The organism is Mycobacterium sp., from assembly GCF_035633495.1.
Taxonomy (GTDB): Bacteria; Actinomycetota; Actinomycetes; order Mycobacteriales; family Mycobacteriaceae; genus Mycobacterium.
This window is the reverse complement of record NZ_DASQEU010000171.1, coordinates 1-16,063: the sequence shown is the minus strand read 5'-3', so window position 1 is coordinate 16,063 and position 16,063 is coordinate 1. Positions and strand designations below refer to the sequence as shown.

Sequence of the window (16,063 nt, the reverse complement as noted above, 5' to 3'; positions counted from 1 at the left end):
TCATGGGCCCGGCGCGGCCTCCCGCGGCAACGGGATCGGTGGTAGTGGTGTCGGCTGCATCTCTGCGGGCGCATGGACGATGAACGGCTCGGTGCCCGGCCTCGGGCCGGGATCCTTCGGCGCCATCGGGGGCGGCGCCGGCGGCAGCCCCGGCCACAGCGGGGTGCCGTCCGGCGCGTACAGGTCCGCGCCGTAGGCCGGGGCCCCCGGATACGGGATCGGCCCTGGTGCAGGCCCGCCGAACAGGTTGCGGATGCTTGGCGGTTCGGGCACTGCTCGGGTGGTCGGGAAGTAATTGGCCCAGGCCGGGAAGCCGATGCCGGGGTTGGGCCGCCAGTCGATCCCGGTGCCAAAACCGGTGTTCGTGACGAGATTTCGCACCGGCCAGTTCTGCGCGACATCGGGCAGCGAACCGCACCCCGGTTTGCCGCCCGGCCCCCCCTTGGCGCCGATGACCGGCAGGTTGTCCGGGTAGTGGTACGGGTCGTCCCCGAGCGACAGCCCGACGTCCAGCACCAGTGATCGCCCGTTTCCGCCGGGCGCTTCATAGCCACCCGTGTCCAGCAGGGTCTTCGCGCCCACCAGCAGGCAGGTGTACTCCGGGCTGTACTTGTACAGAAGGTTCGTGGTCGGCTCGAGCACGTTGATGGCCCTGATGAGGTTGGCCTGATTCGGCGCGAGCAGACTGATGCCGCTGTTGGAAAGCCCAATGGTGGCCAGCAGCAATGCATCCAACTGCTCGGCTTGGCTGGTGATGGTAGTGCTGGTTGTGCTGAGCGCGTCGAGTGTGGTCAGGATGTCCTGCGCCGCAACGCTAAACGTGTCGTTGAAGTCTCTCAGCGCTCGCAGATCGGCGGTTATCGTCTCGTTGCGCGGATTCAGTTCGAGCAGAACCTGATTCGCGTCAGTGGTCGCCTGACCGATCCGCTCGCCCTGACCGCGGACACCTTCGGCGAGCGCTGACAGCGTGCCGTTGAGCTTGGCCGGGTCGATCTTCTCGAGTACGGAGACCACGTTCTGGAACACCGTGTTGGCCTCGACGGTGACGTTGCGCGATTCGATCACCTGTCCGGGCGCCAGCCGCTGCTGGCTGGGGTCGCTGGGGTAGACGAGATCGACGAACTTGGCGCCGAAAACCGTGGTGGCCCGGATCTGGGCCTCGACATTCGCCGGGATGTACTTGATCTTGTCCTTGTCGATCTCCAGTTTCAGCGCCACCGGCTCGCTGCCACCCTGGATTGAGGCGACCCGCCCGACCTGGACGCCGCGCATTTTGACCCTGGCGTCGTTCTCCATCACCAGGCCTGACCGCTCGGAGGTCAGCGTGACAGTCTCGGTCGCCCTGAAGGTGCCGACGAACAACGCATACGTCAGCCAGAGGGCAACGGCGATCAGGACCACGAGGATCAACGTCCACCACGCGGGGTGCAGGCCTTCGTCTCGTGCGTCCATCGTCACCCGGCCAGGTTGAAGTTGCCGGATTTGCCGTAAACCGCAAGCGAGAGCATGACCAGGACGAAGGCCGAGATGATCAGCGATGAGCGCACCGCCCGCCCGACGGCCTCCCCTACCCCCGCCGGCCCACCTCGTGCGGTGAAGCCGTAGTAGGTGTGCACGAGCATGATCACCACCGACAGAGCGATGCATTGGCCGAAGGACCACATCAGGTCGGTCGGGTTCAGAAACGTGCTGAAGTAGTGGTCGTAGACACCTGTCGATTGCCCATAGATAACGGTGGTGCCAAACCGCGCCGCCCAGAATGCCATCAGCACGCCCACGCAGTACAGCGGGATCACCACGAGGAAGCCCGCGATGACCCGGCTTGAGGCGAGGAACGCGACGCTGCGGATGCCCATCACCTCGAGCGCGTCGATCTCCTCGTTGATTCGCATGGCGCCGAGTTGTGCGGTGGCTCCGGCGCCGATGGTGGCGGACAGCGCGATGGCGGTGGTGGCCGGTGCGATCAGGCGCACGTTGAAGTAGGCCGACACAAATCCCGTCAGGGCCTCCACGCCGAGTTCGGAGAAGTCGCTGTAGCCCTGCACCGCCACCAGCGCGCCCGTGGTCACGGTCAAGAAGCCGACGATCGCGACCGTGCCGCCGATGATGATGAGCGCCCCCGCCCCCAGGCCCATCTGAGCGATGATCCGAACCAACTCGACCCGGTAATGGATCAACACGTAATGCATGGAGCGCAGGGTGCGACCGTAGAACTTGGTTTGCGTTCCGATGTGGTTCCAGGGGTCGGCCACGCTGCGGAACCGGCTTTTCAGCCACGGGAACTGGGAGTGAGGCCTCGATACCATCATAGCGTGATCTTGATCGCTACGGCGGTTGCGACGATGTTGATGGCGAACAGCGCCATGAAGGTGAACACCACGGTTTCGTTCACCGCGTTACCAACACCGGCCGGGCCGCCACGCACGGAAATCCCCTTGTAGCAGGCGATCAGAGCGGCCGAGAGCCCAAACAACGCCGCTTTCACCAGCGCGATCACCACGTCGGTGGCACCGACGATCAGGGTCAGGCCGGCAGCGAAGGCGCCCGGTGAGACGTTCTGGATGTAGACGACGAAGAGGTAGGCGCCGGAGATGCCGACGAGAATCACGGTGGCAGACAGCGCCAGCGACACTACGGTGGCGGCCAGCACCCGGGGAACCACAAGCGCCTGAATGGGATTGATACCCATCACCCGCAGCGCATCGAGCTCCTCACGAATTGTCCGCGCACCCAGATCTGCGCACATGGCTGTGGCGCCAGCTCCGGCGACCACCAAAACCGTCACGATAGGCCCGATCTGCCGCACCGTGCCGAGGGCGGCCCCCGTGCCGGAAAAGTCCGCGGCACCGATCTCGCTCAGCAGGATGGTTTCGATGAAGGTCAGCAACACCGTGTACGGAATGGTCAACAACAGCGTCGGCACAATCGACACCCGCGCGACGAACCACGACTGAGCGATGAACTCACGCCACGCGAAGGGCGGCTGGAACATCCCCACGAACGTGTCGAGCGCCATGGAGTAGAACCCGCCGAAGGCACGCACCGGCTTGGCCATGACATTGGAAGCGACCATTCAACGGGTCCTTCCTCGTGTGCACCTCGCGGCCACGGCCGCTGTCCCTCCAACGGAGCCTGCGCCCAGTCAGTTCGGCTGAGGCTACACATGGGTGGGCGCTGAGGAACCGTTTATCACCAAACATTGACGCGACAACAGGAGACCATTTCCGTGCCGTTCCCGGGGGTGCCGAGCTCCGGCTCCCGGTACCCGGGGCGCCGAACGACCTTTTCGGGACCGCCAGCCGGGTGGGCCAGCGAACGCGGCACGGTGCCGGGCGAAGGCCGTATGCGACACAACAACCATCCTCGACCGGCTGACGCGGTGATCCGCTACAGGCCGGCGACCGCCTCCTCCAGTTCCGCGATGACGATCTTGCGCATGCCGAGCATCGCCCTCGTCGCCGCGGCAGCCCTTGCCGGATCGGAGTCACGCACCAACTCGAACAGCCGTTCGGGCACGATCTGCCTAGCTCAGCCCGAACCTGTCCTTGCACCAGCCGCACTGGGATTCCTCGCCGCCGTCGACGAGCCGGTCCCAGTAGTAGTCCACCTCGTTCTGGTCGGCGCAGCGCACCTCGAACGACACCGCCCTGGTGAAGGGGAACTGCGGACCTCCGTTGATGCCGACGAAACGCGTGCCGTCCAACACGAACGTGCCCGACACCACCTCGCCCGGCGTCCCGGGGCCAGCGTCGGTGTATCGCTCAAACCCTTCGATCGACGAGTTGGGAAACACCGATGTGTAGAACCGAGCGGCTTCTTCGAGGTCGTCGTTGAACCAGAGGCTTGGCGTGATCGCAGGCATGTAGATCCGACTCGGGCTGGTCCGGAAACTCATCGCATCCCCGGGCGGGAACGCCGAGAGTGGGGGTCATGGGTGAATCCGCCGGCCCGATTTCGTTCACAACCCCCACGCTCGACGTGCTGCCATCCCCATTTCCGTCGCCACGAACCGGCTGGGTAACGTGAGGTCAGGGGCCGGTCGAGAGGATGTCCGTGAGCACTGCGAGCAACACACCGCAGACCGTGACGTTCCGCGGCGTCGACGATCTCAGCCTGATCGCCGACGAGTGGAACCGCGGCGCCGAGTCGGCCGGGACCCAGCCGACCATCCTGATGCTGCACGGCGGCGGCCAGAACCGGCACTCGTGGAAGAACACCGGCCAGATCCTCGCCGACTCGGGCTTCCACGTCATCGCCATGGACAGCCGCGGGCACGGGGACAGCGACCGCTCCCCCACCGCGAACTATGCGGTGGAGACGCTGTGCACCGACACGCTGCAGGTGCTCTATCAGATCGGCCGACCAGTGGTCCTGATCGGCGCGAGCATGGGTGGACTGACGGGCATCCTCGCCGCGCACGAGGCAGGGCCGGAACTCGTCACCAAGCTGGTCCTCGTCGACGTCGTGCCGAGGTTCGAGAAGGACGGTAGCGCCCGCATCCGTGAGTTCATGTTCAGCCACGTGCACGGCTTCGACTCGCTCGAGGACGCCGCCGACGCGGTCGCCGCGTATCTGCCGCACCGCGCCAAGCCGCGCAGCCCAGAGGGTTTGAAGAAGAATCTGCGCCACCGCGACGGTCGTTGGTACTGGCACTGGGATCCGGCGTTCCTCACCAAACCCGCCGACGATCCGTTCGCCCGGGTGGACCTGCTCGAGCAGGCTGCGGTCAACCTGGAGGTCCCCATCCTGTTGATTCGCGGGAAGCTGTCCGACGTCGTGAGCGCCGAGGGCGTCCAGGACTTCCTCACCAAGGTGCCGCACGCGGAGTTCGTCGAACTGTCCGAGGCGGGCCATACCGCGGCCGGCGACGACAACGACGCGTTCAGTGAGGTCGTCGTCCGGTTCGTCAACCCATGACACTCGGGTTCAACTTCCTGGAGCAGCCCGAGCTCCCTGCGCCCCAGGTCACCGAGGCACAGGCCGAGCAGCTCCTGTCGACGCACTACGGCCTCACGGCCCGGGCGGAATCGCTTGGCAGCCAACAGGACAAGAACTTCCTGGTGTTCGACTCCGACGACCGGCTCCTCAGCGTGCTGAAGGTCGCAAACCCGGCGTTCACGGCGGTCGAGCTGGCCGCGCAGGACGCGGCGGCCGAGGCCATCGCCGACGCCGAACCGACCCTGCGGGTCGCGGTGCCGTTGCCCAACCTCGCGGGCGAGAAATGCACGTTGGCAACGGATCTGCTCGATGGCACGGCGCACGTCCGGTTGTTGCGTTATCTACCCGGCGGCACGCTGGTCGGTGCGGGCCACCTGTCCCCCGAGGTGGTGTCGGGCATGGGCGAACTTGCCGCCCGGGTGAGCAACGCCCTGGCCGGCTTCGAACACGACGGCCTGGATCGCGCGCTGCAGTGGGACCTACGCCACGGCCACGACGTCGTAGAGACCCTGGCCTCGCACGTGGACGACCCGGCGTACCGCGACCGGCTCACCTCGGCCGCGGAGACCGCGTGGGCGCGCATCGCGCCGTTGGCCGGCGAACTGCCCCGCCAGGCGGTGCATCTGGATCTCACCGACGCGAACCTCGTCGTCACGCGGACCGACGGCAACGCCCCCCGACCCGACGGCATCATCGACTTTGGCGACTTGTCGGACACCTGGGCCGTCTCCGAACTCGCCATCACGCTGTCCTCCGTGCTCGGACATCCCGGCACCACGCCGACGTCAATCCTGTCGGGTATCAAAGCATTCGACGCGATCCGGCCGCTGTCTTCCGCCGAGGCCGACGCCCTGTGGCCGCTGCTGGTGTTGCGGACCGCGGTGCTCATCGTCAGTGGCGCGCAGCAGGCCGCGCTGGACCCCGACAACGACTACGTCACGAACCAGTCCGACGACGAGTCGCGCATGTTCGAACAGGCCACGTCGGTACCGATCGACGTGATGACGGGCGTCGTCCGCGCCGAACTCGGCCTGGCCGCGGCACCATCCGCGTTGTCCGGTGGTCCCTTGATCACCGGCCTGGACCCGGCGACGGTCGTCGCCCTCGACCTGTCTCCCACCTCCGACGTCTTCGACGCTGCCTTCGCACCTGGCGAGTGGTTGCGGCCCGACGTCGAGGACGAATTGGCAAGGGCGGCAGTACGCGACGGTGCGTCGTTCGTCGTCACCCGGTTCGGCGAGCCGCGCCTGACCCGGGCACCCGCACTCAGTCAGGACAGCCCCGAGGTGATACCCACCGGCGTTTCGGTGTGGCCGGCACGCACCGCAGCGGTGATCGCGCCCTGGCCGGGAGTGGTCGAACACCTCGACGACGGCCTGGTGCTGCGCGGGGCCGACTACGAGCTGACCCTCACCGGCGTCGAGGCCGACGCGCCCGCCGGTCCCGTCGAGACGGGCGCACTGCTGGCGACCGCGGCGGCCGACCGTTGGTTCGAGGTCGCCGTCCGCCCGGCAGGCTCGCCGGCCGCACCACCGCCGTTCACCACCGCCGAGTTGGCGCCGGGGTGGCTGGCGCTCGCGCTTGACGCGGGCCCGCTGCTCGGTGTGACCGCCCCGGTCGCCGCGGTCAACCGGGATCTGTTGGCGCGCAGGGATGGCAGCTTCGCCAAGGTGCAGGAGCACTACTACCGCCATCCGCCGCAGATCGAGCGGGGCTGGCGGCATTTCCTGATGTCGACGGCCGGTCGGGTGTACCTCGACATGGTCAACAACGTCACGGTCCTCGGGCACGCGCACCCGCGAATCGCGGATGCCGCCGCCCGCCAACTGCGCAGGCTGAACACCAATTCGCGTTTCAACTACGAGGCGGTCGTCGAGTTCAGCGAGAGGTTGACCGCCACGCTGCCCGATCCGCTGGACACCGTGTTCCTGGTGAACTCCGGTTCGGAGGCAAGCGATCTGGCGTTGCGCCTGGCGATGGCGGCGACGGGGCGCCGCGACGTGGTCGCCGTCCGCGAGGCCTATCACGGCTGGACCTACGCCACCGACGCGGTGTCGACGTCGACGGCCGACAACCCCAATGCGCTCGCCACCCGCCCGGACTGGATACACACGGTGGAGTCGCCGAACAGCTTCCGCGGTAAGTACCGCGGTGGCGACGTCACCCGGTACGCGGTCGACGCGGTCCGGCAGATCGAGGAACTCGTCGCCGCCGGCCGGGCACCCGCGGGGTTCATCTGCGAGTCGGTGTACGGCAACGCCGGTGGCATGGCCCTGCCCGACGGGTATCTGCGGCAGGTGTACGCCGCCGTGCGCGAGGCGGGCGGATTCGCCGTCGCCGACGAGGTGCAGGTCGGCTATGGCCGTCTCGGCGAATGGTTCTGGGGATTCGACCAGCAGCAGGTGGTGCCCGACATCGTGTCGATCGCCAAGTCGACGGGCAACGGCTATCCGCTCGGTGCCGTCATCACCAGCCGGGCGATCGCCGAGGCGTTCAGTTCGCAGGGGTACTTCTTCTCGTCGACTGGCGGCAGTCCGCTCTCGTGCGCGATCGGTCTCACGGTGCTCGACGTGTTGCGCGACGAGGATCTCCCACGCAACGCCGCGCGGGTGGGAGGTCATCTCAAGGCCGCACTGGTGGCGCTGCGGGAGAAGCACCCGATCATCGGGACGGTGCACGGGATGGGCCTCTACCTCGGCGTCGAGATGATCCGCGACCAAGACACGCTCGAGCCCGCCACCGAGGAGACCGCGGCCATCTGCAATCGCATGCTCGAACTCGGCGTCGTCATCCAGCCGACCGGCGATCGCCAGAACATCCTGAAGACCAAACCGCCGCTGTGCCTTGACATAACGGGCGCCGACTTCTACGTCGCGACCCTGGACCGGGTTCTCACCGAGGGCTGGTAGTCGGCGCGTCGCCGAACGTGAGCCCACTGCGACGAATCTGCGAAATATTCGCAGTGGCGTCACGCTCGCGGTCGCCAAGGGACCCACCGGCCGCCCAGCGGTTCCGCACTCGATACTTGAGCGGTGTCGGTAACCATGATCGCGATCTACGCCCTCATCGCCGTCGCCGTGATCGAGGCAGTCGCCATCCTGGTGCTGTGGCGGCGGGTCGCCACCCGCGACGAGGAACTGGCCGAACTCCAGCGCAGGCTCGACACCCGCGCCAACCTGCTGTCGGGCGGGCGCGAGGCCGTCAAGACCGTCTGGCAGACCGCCAACATCCTGCGCAGGGAGGGCTGGGCGCAGCCGTCCGCTCCAACATCGAGGACCTCGCCGACTGGGCTGCCGTCGAACGCCCCGACCTGGCCCGGCTGGCACCGAACGGGCGGGTCGCGATCGTGTTCTCCGACATCGAGGAGTCGACCGCCCTCAACGAACGCATCGGCGACCGGGCCTGGGTCCGACTGATCGACCGACACGACAAGATGGTCAGCCGCCACGTCAAACGCCATTCCGGCTACGTCGTCAAGAGTCAGGGCGACGGATTCATGATCGCCTTCGCCCAGCCGGAGCAGGCGATCCACTGCAGCGTTGACGTCCAGCGCGAACTGGCTAGGCGGCCCAACGGAATTCGGGTTCGCATCGGCATCCACGCGGGCAAGTCCGTGCGACGCGGAGACGATCTGTTCGGACGCAACGTCGCGATGGCGGCGCGGGTCGCCGCGGCGGCCGACGGCGGCGAGATCCTGGTCAGCGAATCCGTGCGCGACGCCGTCGGCGACGACGCCTCCTTCGACGACGGCCGCGACGTCGAACTCAAGGGATTCAGCGGAACTCACCGGCTGTATGCGGTGACACCGTGAACCACCTATCCGGCCGAGTCGGACTCCGCCAGCCGCTGGTGCAGCTGCGCCCGGATGTCGTCGGGCGTGTAGGCATTTCGCCTGCGTTGATCGCGCGCGACGAGCACACCGCCCGCGACGACTCCGGCGACGCCCGCCAGCCCGACCCACTTCCAGATGCCTCGCATCACCCTAGTTTGCCTAAGCTGCCCTGGTGGATGCGAATACGGTGACGCTCGAACGCGCGCTGGCCGAAACCCGGACCGGCGACATCTGGCTGTTCCGCGGCGACTCGGGACCCGACCGGGCCATTCGGACGATGACCAACGCCCCCGTCAACCACGTCGGGATGACCGTGGCGATCGACGACCTGCCGCCGCTGATCTGGCATGCCGAGCTCGGCGACAAGTTGGAGTGCCTGTGGAGCGGCGGCAATCACCGCGGTGTCCAGCTCAACGATCTGCGCCAGGCAGTCGAACGATGGATGCTCACCTACGGCCAGCGGTGCTGGTTGCGGCAGATGACCCCGTACGCCACCCGCAAGCAGGAGGACGACCTGCTGCGCGTCATCGCACGGATGGACGGCACCGCGTTTCCCACGACCGCGAGGCTCACCGCCCGGTGGTTCCGCGGCCGGGTGCCGACGGCAGCCGACTGGACACGGGGCATCCCCGTCTTGGACGACCAGGTCAAGAAGGCCACCCGGCGAAAGCTGGCGGAACGCCGCAAGGTGGGGCTGGAAACGGCCTACTGCGCCGAGACCGTCGCCGTGACGTACCAGGAGATGGGCCTGCTGGCAGGAGACAAGGACACGAACTGGTTCGACCCCGGAAAGTTCTGGAGCGGCGACACTCTCCCCCTCGCCCCGGGCTATCGGCTCAGTGACGAGATCTCCGTCTTCCTCTGAGGCATGGAGACGTCCCGTAGCGTCGAACCATGTACCGAACCGTCGCGGTGTTGGCCGCTATTGGAGTCGCGCTCGCCGGCTGCACCGCGAACGGTGACGGATCCACCACCTGCCGGGACTTCACCGGCATGAGCCAAGACGAGCGGGGGGCGACGGTGGCACGGATGCTGAAGGAACGCAACGGTTTGAACTCGTCCACCTCGGACGTGCAGACAAAGGTGCGGAGCACCCTCGCCTTTTGTGGCCTGGACGGCAATCAGGACAAGACCGTCGGCGACGCGAACTGACTCGCTAACTGGTGCCGGCCGGCCGCTCGTCCGGCGACACCACTTCGGCGGCGGCCGTCCAACGATCACTCGCGCCGGTGTGAATCGCGGCCGCCGCTTCGGCCGACTCGCGATCGGGGTGAGGCGGTTCGATCTGTTTGCGCTCGCCGTCGACTACGTGCACCACCATGAAGCCGCGATCGGTCTGTTCGACCTCGACGGTGAAGGATTCAGGAGTTCCACTGGTTGTCATGTCTGTGACTACCCGTGACGGAGGTCACCAAACGATGGCCTGCGATGCACTCGACAACGCCGAGTGTCGGCCGAGGTCGACCTTGAACGCGTTCTGGCTCAGCGGTCGAGCACCCACCATCATCCGCTCGGCCGCCTGCCGGAAGCACCTTCGGTGGGCGCGCGGCCACCGGTGGCTTGCGGTCCGCCGCGGGGTCTCGGCGGCGCGGACCGCCACAGCCGGGGCGTCGCCGCCGACGAATACACCATGCCCCCGATGGGCAACGCCGAACGGCTCCGCCATCTCGGTTGGGCAGCGGACTTGGTAGTCAGCCCCAACCGTGACGGGTAACGCTATTCGATCACTTATTTGACGTGAGCGCCAGTACTTTCTTGCGATTTCTAGCTACGCCAAAATCTTGGTAATAGCCATTCCCAACAGCTATTTCATTAATTTAACGACCGTCGGGCAACCCTTGGAAGCGGTACGCGCGTCACCACCGTCGCTGCCGTCGGTACGCCTGCCGCGGGCCACGCGCGACCTTCCTCCGCGGCACGTCACGAGCATCGGGAAGGACGCTCGCCAGCACGCGATCGATGTTCCAACGGATCCCGGACCGTGGCCCTTGCCAGGTCCACAGCCTGCCGGGAATCCGCACGACGCCGAGGACTCGACTCACCCGGCGGCGCCTGGCGCGGAACTTCACCATGAAGCGGTACCCGATGCACACTGCTGCCAGCACGACAGCGATCCAGAGAGTCGCCGCCAGCAGATAGATCACCTCGACTGCGGCCATGACGACGAGCGTCCAGTGTCGCGGTCGCGTGCAGGTCACGGGCGAGCCTCACCTCGGCGACTAAAGCCGCGATGGCCCACTGATTTCCATTGCGATCCCGCTGTCCGCCACCGGCGCATTCCAGCTAGCAGGAGGGTGGAATGGGTGTCAGCAGTGACGACACTGTCGTGCGCGAGCGACACGATGGGAAGTGTCCAAGAAAGCCGTTCGAGCACACAGGAGACGATCATGAAGACAGCGTTCACGTACGGAGCATCGTGGTTGGTCGCGATCGCCATGGGAGCGGCCATCGCGTTCGCGCACATCGCCAGCGCCACCACCCTCTCCGCGCCCGTTGTCGGCGCCGCGACCCCATCCGCCATGGGCAGTGACGGCACCGAACCTCAGGTGCCCTACCGGCTGGGCTACATCGACTCGAACCATGACGAGGTCGATACCACCAACGGTCACGTCGATCTGCCGTTCTGACACAACCGTTTCGGGCGGAGAGTTGGTCCAAGAATCGCGAGAATGGCTCTCCCGTAACGGTATTGAGTCGCTCGCGACCGATCAAAGCGTCGCCGGTCGGTCACCGACGCTGATCGAAGGTCGAGACCACGAGCCAAGTCCGTGGGCCGCAGGGGTCCGTGGACGTCGAGCAACCGCAACGCCTGCATGTCCGTGGCGTTCATGCCCATCCGCCGCGCCTGACGCCGCTGCAGCTCGTCGTGTGCCTCGAGGAATCCCCGCCGAGGAGCTCGGCCTAAACGTTGAAGCGGAACTCGACCGAATTGCCTCACCGATAAACGTCACGGCGATGCGCGATATGGATGACGCGGACGACCACCCGTTCGTCGAAGATCCGGTAAATCACGCGAAACTCGCCCCGCCGCGCCGCGTGCCGACCCTCCAGTTGATCACGAAGTGGTTTGCCCACTCGGTGGGGATTCTTGGCGAGCGGGCCCCGAATGAACTCCCAACACGCAACTGCCGCTGTCTCTGGGAAGACCTCGGTGAGCGCATTCTTCGCAGCTTTCGTCAACTCGATTCGGTAGGTCACTGCGGGAGCCGCCCGGCCGCGCGCATCTCCTCAGTCACCTCGTCGAGCGTGTAGACCTGTCCGGCATCTGCTTCGGCTTCGGCTGCTCGGACCTCGCGCATCAGCTCCGGATCGCCGAGGATCGCTAGAGTTTCCGTGATCGAGTCATAGTCGTCGGCACTGAGAATCACTGCTGCCCTGCGACCGTTCCGAGTGACCTCGATTCGCTCGTGAGTACGGACGACCTCGTCTACCAGCTTGGAAAGGTTGGCCCGGACCTCGGCCAACGGAAGCGTTGCCATGTACAGGATTCTAGCGTGATCAGAAGACTTCCGATGTTGCTCCGGAACACGCCGCTAGACGTTGGAACCGGAACTCGACTACGTCGCCGTCAGCCGCGCGACCGGAGGCTCCGTGAACCGAGAGGGATCTGGCCGTTGTTGGGATCGGTAGTCACCCCGACACCTTGTACTTGTCGCAACGGCGAAGCGACCAGATGCGGAGCCTCAAGCAAAGGAAGACTCCAACATGAACACCACCCACAACCTGAAGAAGATCATCGTCGGTGCGCTGATGTCGGGCGGCGTCGCGCTCGCCGCATTGGGGCTGACCGCGGGCACCGCCGCCGCCGCACCGCAGAATCCGGGCCCGTCGATCGACCACTCGGATTTCGCCGGCCCCCTGGTCGAGTGCAATCAGTGCCAGCGCACCCTTCCCGGCGACGGTTCTGTGCGCGTCAACCCCGGACCCCAGTTGGGCGGCGGCTCGGTGCGCGTAGCCGCTCCCGCCGCCATCCGCTGAACAGCGCAGGGACACAGCTCGGCCCGCCACCACATCGCAGGTGGCGGGCCGAACACCGTGGCATCTGTGCCAGTCGAAAAGGACCTACCTTACTTCTGTCCAGAGCTTGCTTGGAACCGGAACTCGACCACTTCCCCGTCGGCGTTTGACGGCGATCACGACTCGGTGCCGCCGGTTGCGGCGAGGATAGTGCGAGCGACCAGTTCGGGATCATCGAGCATGGGGACGTGACCGACGTCGGGCAGCACCCTTGCCCACGCCTGCGGAATGCGTTCGTTCTTCCCGTGCGCGCCCGAAGGCAGCAGCGTCTCCATCTGTCCCCACGCGATGGTAATCGGGCACGGTAGCGGATCGAGCCCTGCGATTTGCCAGTCGGGAGCGCAGAGGTCTGTACAAAGGTCCGCGAGGACGGCGCACTTGATGCCGTCGTCATTGACCTCCAGCGCCCTGGCAGCGGACAGCCGATCTCCGCGGTAGGCGATGTCGCGGAAGATGATTCGACGCAAGGCGGCAAACCTGTAGAGGAACGGCAAAACGGGTCGTGATAGCCGACCGATCGTCACGCCGCGTTGCAGTCTGCCGAATGCTCGCTTCTGGTAACCATCCCCGGGTGTCCAGAAGCCCACTGGCGAGAATGCGCACACGGTTGCCGCCCGACCGCGACGAGCCAATTCGATCGCCACGAAGCCGCCCATGGAGTTGCCGGCAAGATGCGGCCGGTCCAGCCCACACTCGTCCAGATAGCGCTGCGCCGCGTCGACCATGTCGGTCATGGTCACCGGATGTTTCCGCGCTGCGGGGCCGCCGCTATGACCTACGGCGGTCGGCACGTACACCTCGTGATGAGTGGCCACTAGAGGGACCACTTCCTGCCACGCGTTGCCAGACATCGCCAGGCCGTGCAAGAGGACAAGTGGCGACGAGCTGGTGTTCATGTCGAAATTGGACACCAAAAGCTCGATGGGTGCCAGTCCGTTTCGGATCTCGATTCCACCGCGCCATAAGCGACCAGAAAACAAGCCCGTGGCCGACCCTCACCCCTTGCTTGTAGACGTTGTTCCGAACCGGAACTCCACCACGTCACCGTCGGCCATCACGTAGTCCTTGCCCTCCATGCGCACCCGCCCGCGGGACTTGGCGTCCGCCATCGAGCCGGCGTCGACGAGGTCGGTGAACGACACGACCTCGGCCTTGATGAAGCCGCGCTGGAAGTCGGTGTGGATCACGCCGGCCGCCTCGGGGGCGGTGGCGCCCTTGCGGATCGTCCAGGCGCGCGCCTCCTTGGGCCCGGCGGTGAGGTACGTCTGCAAGCCGAGCGTGTCGAACCCGACCCGGGCCAGCAGGGCCAGGCCCGGCTCCTCGACGCCCATGGACTGGAGCAGCTCGAGGGCCTCGGCGTCGTCGAGCTCGGTGAGCTCGGCCTCGATCTTGGCGTCCAGGAAGATCGCCTCCGCCGGAGCGACCAGCGCCGCCAGCTCAGCCCGGAGCTCCGCATTGCCGAGCTCCTCCTCGTCGACGTTGAAGACGTACAGGAACGGCTTGGCCGTCATCAGGTGCAGCTCGCGCAGCGGCTCGGGGGCGAGCTTCGCGCCGAACACGGTCTGGCCGGCGTCGAGGACCTGCTGCGCCTCCTCGGCTGCGGCGAGGACGGGCGCGCGGTCCTTCGACGTACGCGCCTCCTTCTGCAACCGCGGGATCGCCTTCTCCAGCGTCTGCAGGTTGGCGAGGATCAGCTCGGTGTTGATCGTCTCGATGTCGTCGGCGGGCGACACGCGGCCGTCGACGTGCACGACGTCGGGGTCGGTGAAGACCCGGATGACCTGGCAGATCGCGTCGGAGTCCCGGATGTTGGTGAGGAACTTGTTGCCGAGACCCGCGCCCTCCGACGCGCCCTTGACGATGCCGGCGATGTCGACGAACTCGACCGTCGCGGGCAGCTCGCGCGCCGACCCGAAGATCGTGGCGAGCTGGCCGAGTCGGGGATCGGGTACGGGCACCACGCCGACGTTGGGCTCGATGGTGGCGAAGGGGTAGTTCGCCGCGAGCACGTCGTTCTTGGTGAGGGCGTTGAAGAGGGTGGACTTGCCGACGTTGGGCAGGCCGACGATGCCGATCTGGAGAGCCACGAGGGAGGAGTCTAGGTGGGCCGCGCGTCCCTTCTTGCCGCCGGACCAGCCGGGAACGCCCGCGATGATCAAGGAATCCTGCACCGGTCTGGCCGTCCGGACCGGTGCAGGTTTCCTTGATCATCGCGGAGGGGGCGGCTCACGAGGACCGGGCGCGGCTCATGACTGGACCGGGGGCGTCACGAGGACGGTGCCGGCGTCACGCGGCCTTGGCGGCGGCGGCCAGGCAGTCCCTGACGAGAGCTTCCAGCGCCCACGGACGACGGAGGACCTCGTCGGCGGTGATGTGGAGGACCGTCCAGCCGGCCGCCACGAGCAGGTTGTGGCGCTGCGCGTCGATACGGCGCTGCCGCTCGCCCAGGTGGACGCGCCCGTCGTACTCGACGATGAGCTTTGCCTGGCGCCACACCAGGTCGGCCCTCGCCAACCAGGTGCCGTACTCGTCGCGGACCTCGGCCCCGACCTCCGGTGGCGGCAGCTCGGCGAGGGCCAGGGTCACCCGGGTCCAGCTCTCCATGGGCGACTCGGCGCGGCCGTCGAGCAGGGGTACGGCCTGCCGGGCCCGGACGATCCCCCGCCGACCGACCCCCCACTGGACGAGAGCGGCGAGCTCTTCAACACTCACGAGTCGCCGGTGCAGCATGGCGTCGCCGAGCGCGACCAGGTCCTCCAGCCGCAGCTCCGCCGCGCGGTCGATGAAGGTCCGAGCGGGCGAGGTCGCCGGTCCGAGAGGCGTCGGCGCCACCTGCCACGCGGGGATGAGCTCGACGTGGCAGAGGGCTCCGCCCCGGTCGACCGGCGGCAGACCCACGGGGGTCGCGAGGTGGGGCAACCACGGTTCGGGCTCACGAATGCCGAGCGGCAGCCCGTACGCCAGCACGGCCGAGGCATGGCTGAGCACAGCATCGGGATCAGCGCGGCAGGCGGCCCGGCAGAGCACCCGGTGGTCGAGCGGCTGCTCGGCGGAGACGTACACGTCGCGCGCCAATCGGCGGAAACGCCTGCCCTGGAGCATCCGCCGGGTCAGCCCGCACGCCGCGGCCTCGGCGCGGGTGAACGGCCGCCCTCGAAGAGCTTCCGGGACCTCGAGCTGCGGGCGCACGTCGAGCACCGTCGCCCGCGCCGGCCCTCTCCCGCACCGGGCGCCCGCACACCTGTGGAGGGCCGGCGCGCTGTGGAGGGCCGGCGC

General features: G+C 67.0%; 17 protein-coding genes and 2 pseudogenes. 7 read left to right on the top strand and 12 right to left on the bottom strand.

Going from position 1 to position 16,063, the window contains the following annotated elements:
- The 4 genes and pseudogenes from VET27_RS24885 to VET27_RS24870 all read right to left on the bottom strand — a co-directional run bounded on the left by VET27_RS24885 (position 1) and on the right by VET27_RS24870 (position 3,862).
- Positions 1-1,452 (bottom strand): MCE family protein, encoded by a 1,452-nt coding sequence (locus VET27_RS24885; RefSeq protein ID WP_526522551.1) that lies wholly within the window; start codon positions 1,450-1,452, stop codon positions 1-3.
- Between the two features lie 2 nt (positions 1,453-1,454).
- Positions 1,455-2,309: an MlaE family ABC transporter permease gene (locus VET27_RS24880; RefSeq protein WP_526522484.1), complete on the bottom strand. Its 855-nt coding sequence runs from the start codon at positions 2,307-2,309 to the stop codon at positions 1,455-1,457.
- On the bottom strand, positions 2,306-3,073 hold the full coding sequence (locus VET27_RS24875; RefSeq protein WP_526522483.1) for an MlaE family ABC transporter permease: 768 nt from the start codon (positions 3,071-3,073) through the stop codon (positions 2,306-2,308). Before VET27_RS24875 ends, VET27_RS24880 begins: the two co-directional genes overlap by 4 nt.
- Positions 3,074-3,387: 314 nt before the next feature.
- A pseudogene (locus VET27_RS24870) lies at positions 3,388-3,862 on the bottom strand (VOC family protein).
- Between the two features lie 191 nt (positions 3,863-4,053).
- Here VET27_RS24870 and VET27_RS24865 point away from each other — a divergent pair.
- From VET27_RS24865 to VET27_RS24855, 3 genes and pseudogenes are all read left to right on the top strand, one after another.
- Positions 4,054-4,917, top strand: a complete 864-nt coding sequence (locus VET27_RS24865) for an alpha/beta fold hydrolase (protein ID WP_526522482.1) — start codon at positions 4,054-4,056, stop codon at positions 4,915-4,917.
- Positions 4,914-7,847 carry an aminotransferase gene (locus tag VET27_RS24860; RefSeq protein ID WP_526522480.1) on the top strand — a complete coding sequence of 978 codons (2,934 nt, stop codon included), beginning with the start codon at positions 4,914-4,916 and terminating at the stop codon, positions 7,845-7,847. Before VET27_RS24865 ends, VET27_RS24860 begins: the two co-directional genes overlap by 4 nt.
- A 135-nt stretch (positions 7,848-7,982) precedes the next feature.
- Positions 7,983-8,749 (top strand): annotated as a pseudogene (locus VET27_RS24855) (adenylate/guanylate cyclase domain-containing protein).
- Between the two features lie 5 nt (positions 8,750-8,754).
- Here VET27_RS24855 and VET27_RS24850 read toward each other — a convergent pair.
- Entirely contained in the window at positions 8,755-8,916 is a 162-nt protein-coding gene (locus tag VET27_RS24850) for a hypothetical protein (RefSeq protein WP_526522479.1), read from the bottom strand.
- A 26-nt stretch (positions 8,917-8,942) separates the two neighbouring features.
- Between VET27_RS24850 and VET27_RS24845 the strand changes: the two genes are divergently transcribed.
- Both VET27_RS24845 and VET27_RS24840 read left to right on the top strand, forming a co-directional pair.
- Positions 8,943-9,635 carry a guanylate cyclase gene (locus VET27_RS24845; protein ID WP_526522477.1) on the top strand — a complete coding sequence of 231 codons (693 nt, stop codon included), beginning with the start codon at positions 8,943-8,945 and terminating at the stop codon, positions 9,633-9,635.
- Positions 9,636-9,664: 29 nt separating this feature from the next.
- On the top strand, positions 9,665-9,922 hold the full coding sequence (locus tag VET27_RS24840; protein WP_526522475.1) for a hypothetical protein: 258 nt from the start codon (positions 9,665-9,667) through the stop codon (positions 9,920-9,922).
- Positions 9,923-9,926: 4 nt separating this feature from the next.
- Here VET27_RS24840 and VET27_RS24835 read toward each other — a convergent pair whose 3' ends face one another.
- Positions 9,927-10,154, bottom strand: a complete 228-nt coding sequence (locus VET27_RS24835) for a hypothetical protein (RefSeq protein ID WP_526522473.1) — start codon at positions 10,152-10,154, stop codon at positions 9,927-9,929.
- Between the two features lie 472 nt (positions 10,155-10,626).
- Entirely contained in the window at positions 10,627-10,929 is a 303-nt protein-coding gene (locus tag VET27_RS24830) for a hypothetical protein (RefSeq protein ID WP_526522471.1), read from the bottom strand.
- 228 nt (positions 10,930-11,157) lie between these two features.
- Between VET27_RS24830 and VET27_RS24825 the strand changes: the two genes are divergently transcribed.
- Positions 11,158-11,397, top strand: coding sequence for a hypothetical protein (locus VET27_RS24825; RefSeq protein WP_526522469.1), 240 nt, complete (start codon positions 11,158-11,160; stop codon positions 11,395-11,397).
- A 307-nt stretch (positions 11,398-11,704) separates the two neighbouring features.
- Here the strand turns inward: VET27_RS24825 and VET27_RS24820 are convergent, their stop codons facing one another.
- A complete protein-coding gene (locus tag VET27_RS24820) occupies positions 11,705-11,968 on the bottom strand; it encodes a type II toxin-antitoxin system RelE family toxin (RefSeq protein WP_526522468.1) in 264 nt (87 codons plus the stop codon).
- The gene (locus VET27_RS24815; protein WP_526522466.1) at positions 11,965-12,249 is read right to left on the bottom strand and encodes a type II toxin-antitoxin system Phd/YefM family antitoxin; all 285 of its coding nucleotides are present in this window, start codon (positions 12,247-12,249) and stop codon (positions 11,965-11,967) included. The genes VET27_RS24820 and VET27_RS24815 overlap by 4 nt, the downstream gene beginning before the upstream one ends.
- Before the next feature lie 226 nt (positions 12,250-12,475).
- On the opposite strand from VET27_RS24815, the gene VET27_RS24810 reads away from it, so the two are divergent.
- Positions 12,476-12,748 (top strand): hypothetical protein, encoded by a 273-nt coding sequence (locus tag VET27_RS24810; protein ID WP_526522464.1) that lies wholly within the window; start codon positions 12,476-12,478, stop codon positions 12,746-12,748.
- 155 nt (positions 12,749-12,903) lie between these two features.
- On the opposite strand, the gene VET27_RS24805 is transcribed toward VET27_RS24810, so the two are convergent.
- The 3 genes from VET27_RS24805 to VET27_RS24795 all read right to left on the bottom strand — a co-directional run.
- Positions 12,904-13,683 (bottom strand): alpha/beta fold hydrolase, encoded by a 780-nt coding sequence (locus VET27_RS24805; RefSeq protein ID WP_526522463.1) that lies wholly within the window; start codon positions 13,681-13,683, stop codon positions 12,904-12,906.
- A 99-nt stretch (positions 13,684-13,782) separates the two neighbouring features.
- Positions 13,783-14,874 (bottom strand): redox-regulated ATPase YchF, encoded by a 1,092-nt coding sequence (gene ychF, locus VET27_RS24800; protein WP_526522461.1) that lies wholly within the window; start codon positions 14,872-14,874, stop codon positions 13,783-13,785.
- 199 nt (positions 14,875-15,073) lie between these two features.
- A partial coding sequence (locus VET27_RS24795) for a DUF559 domain-containing protein (RefSeq protein WP_526522459.1) occupies positions 15,074-16,063 on the bottom strand: 990 nt, incomplete at its 5' end.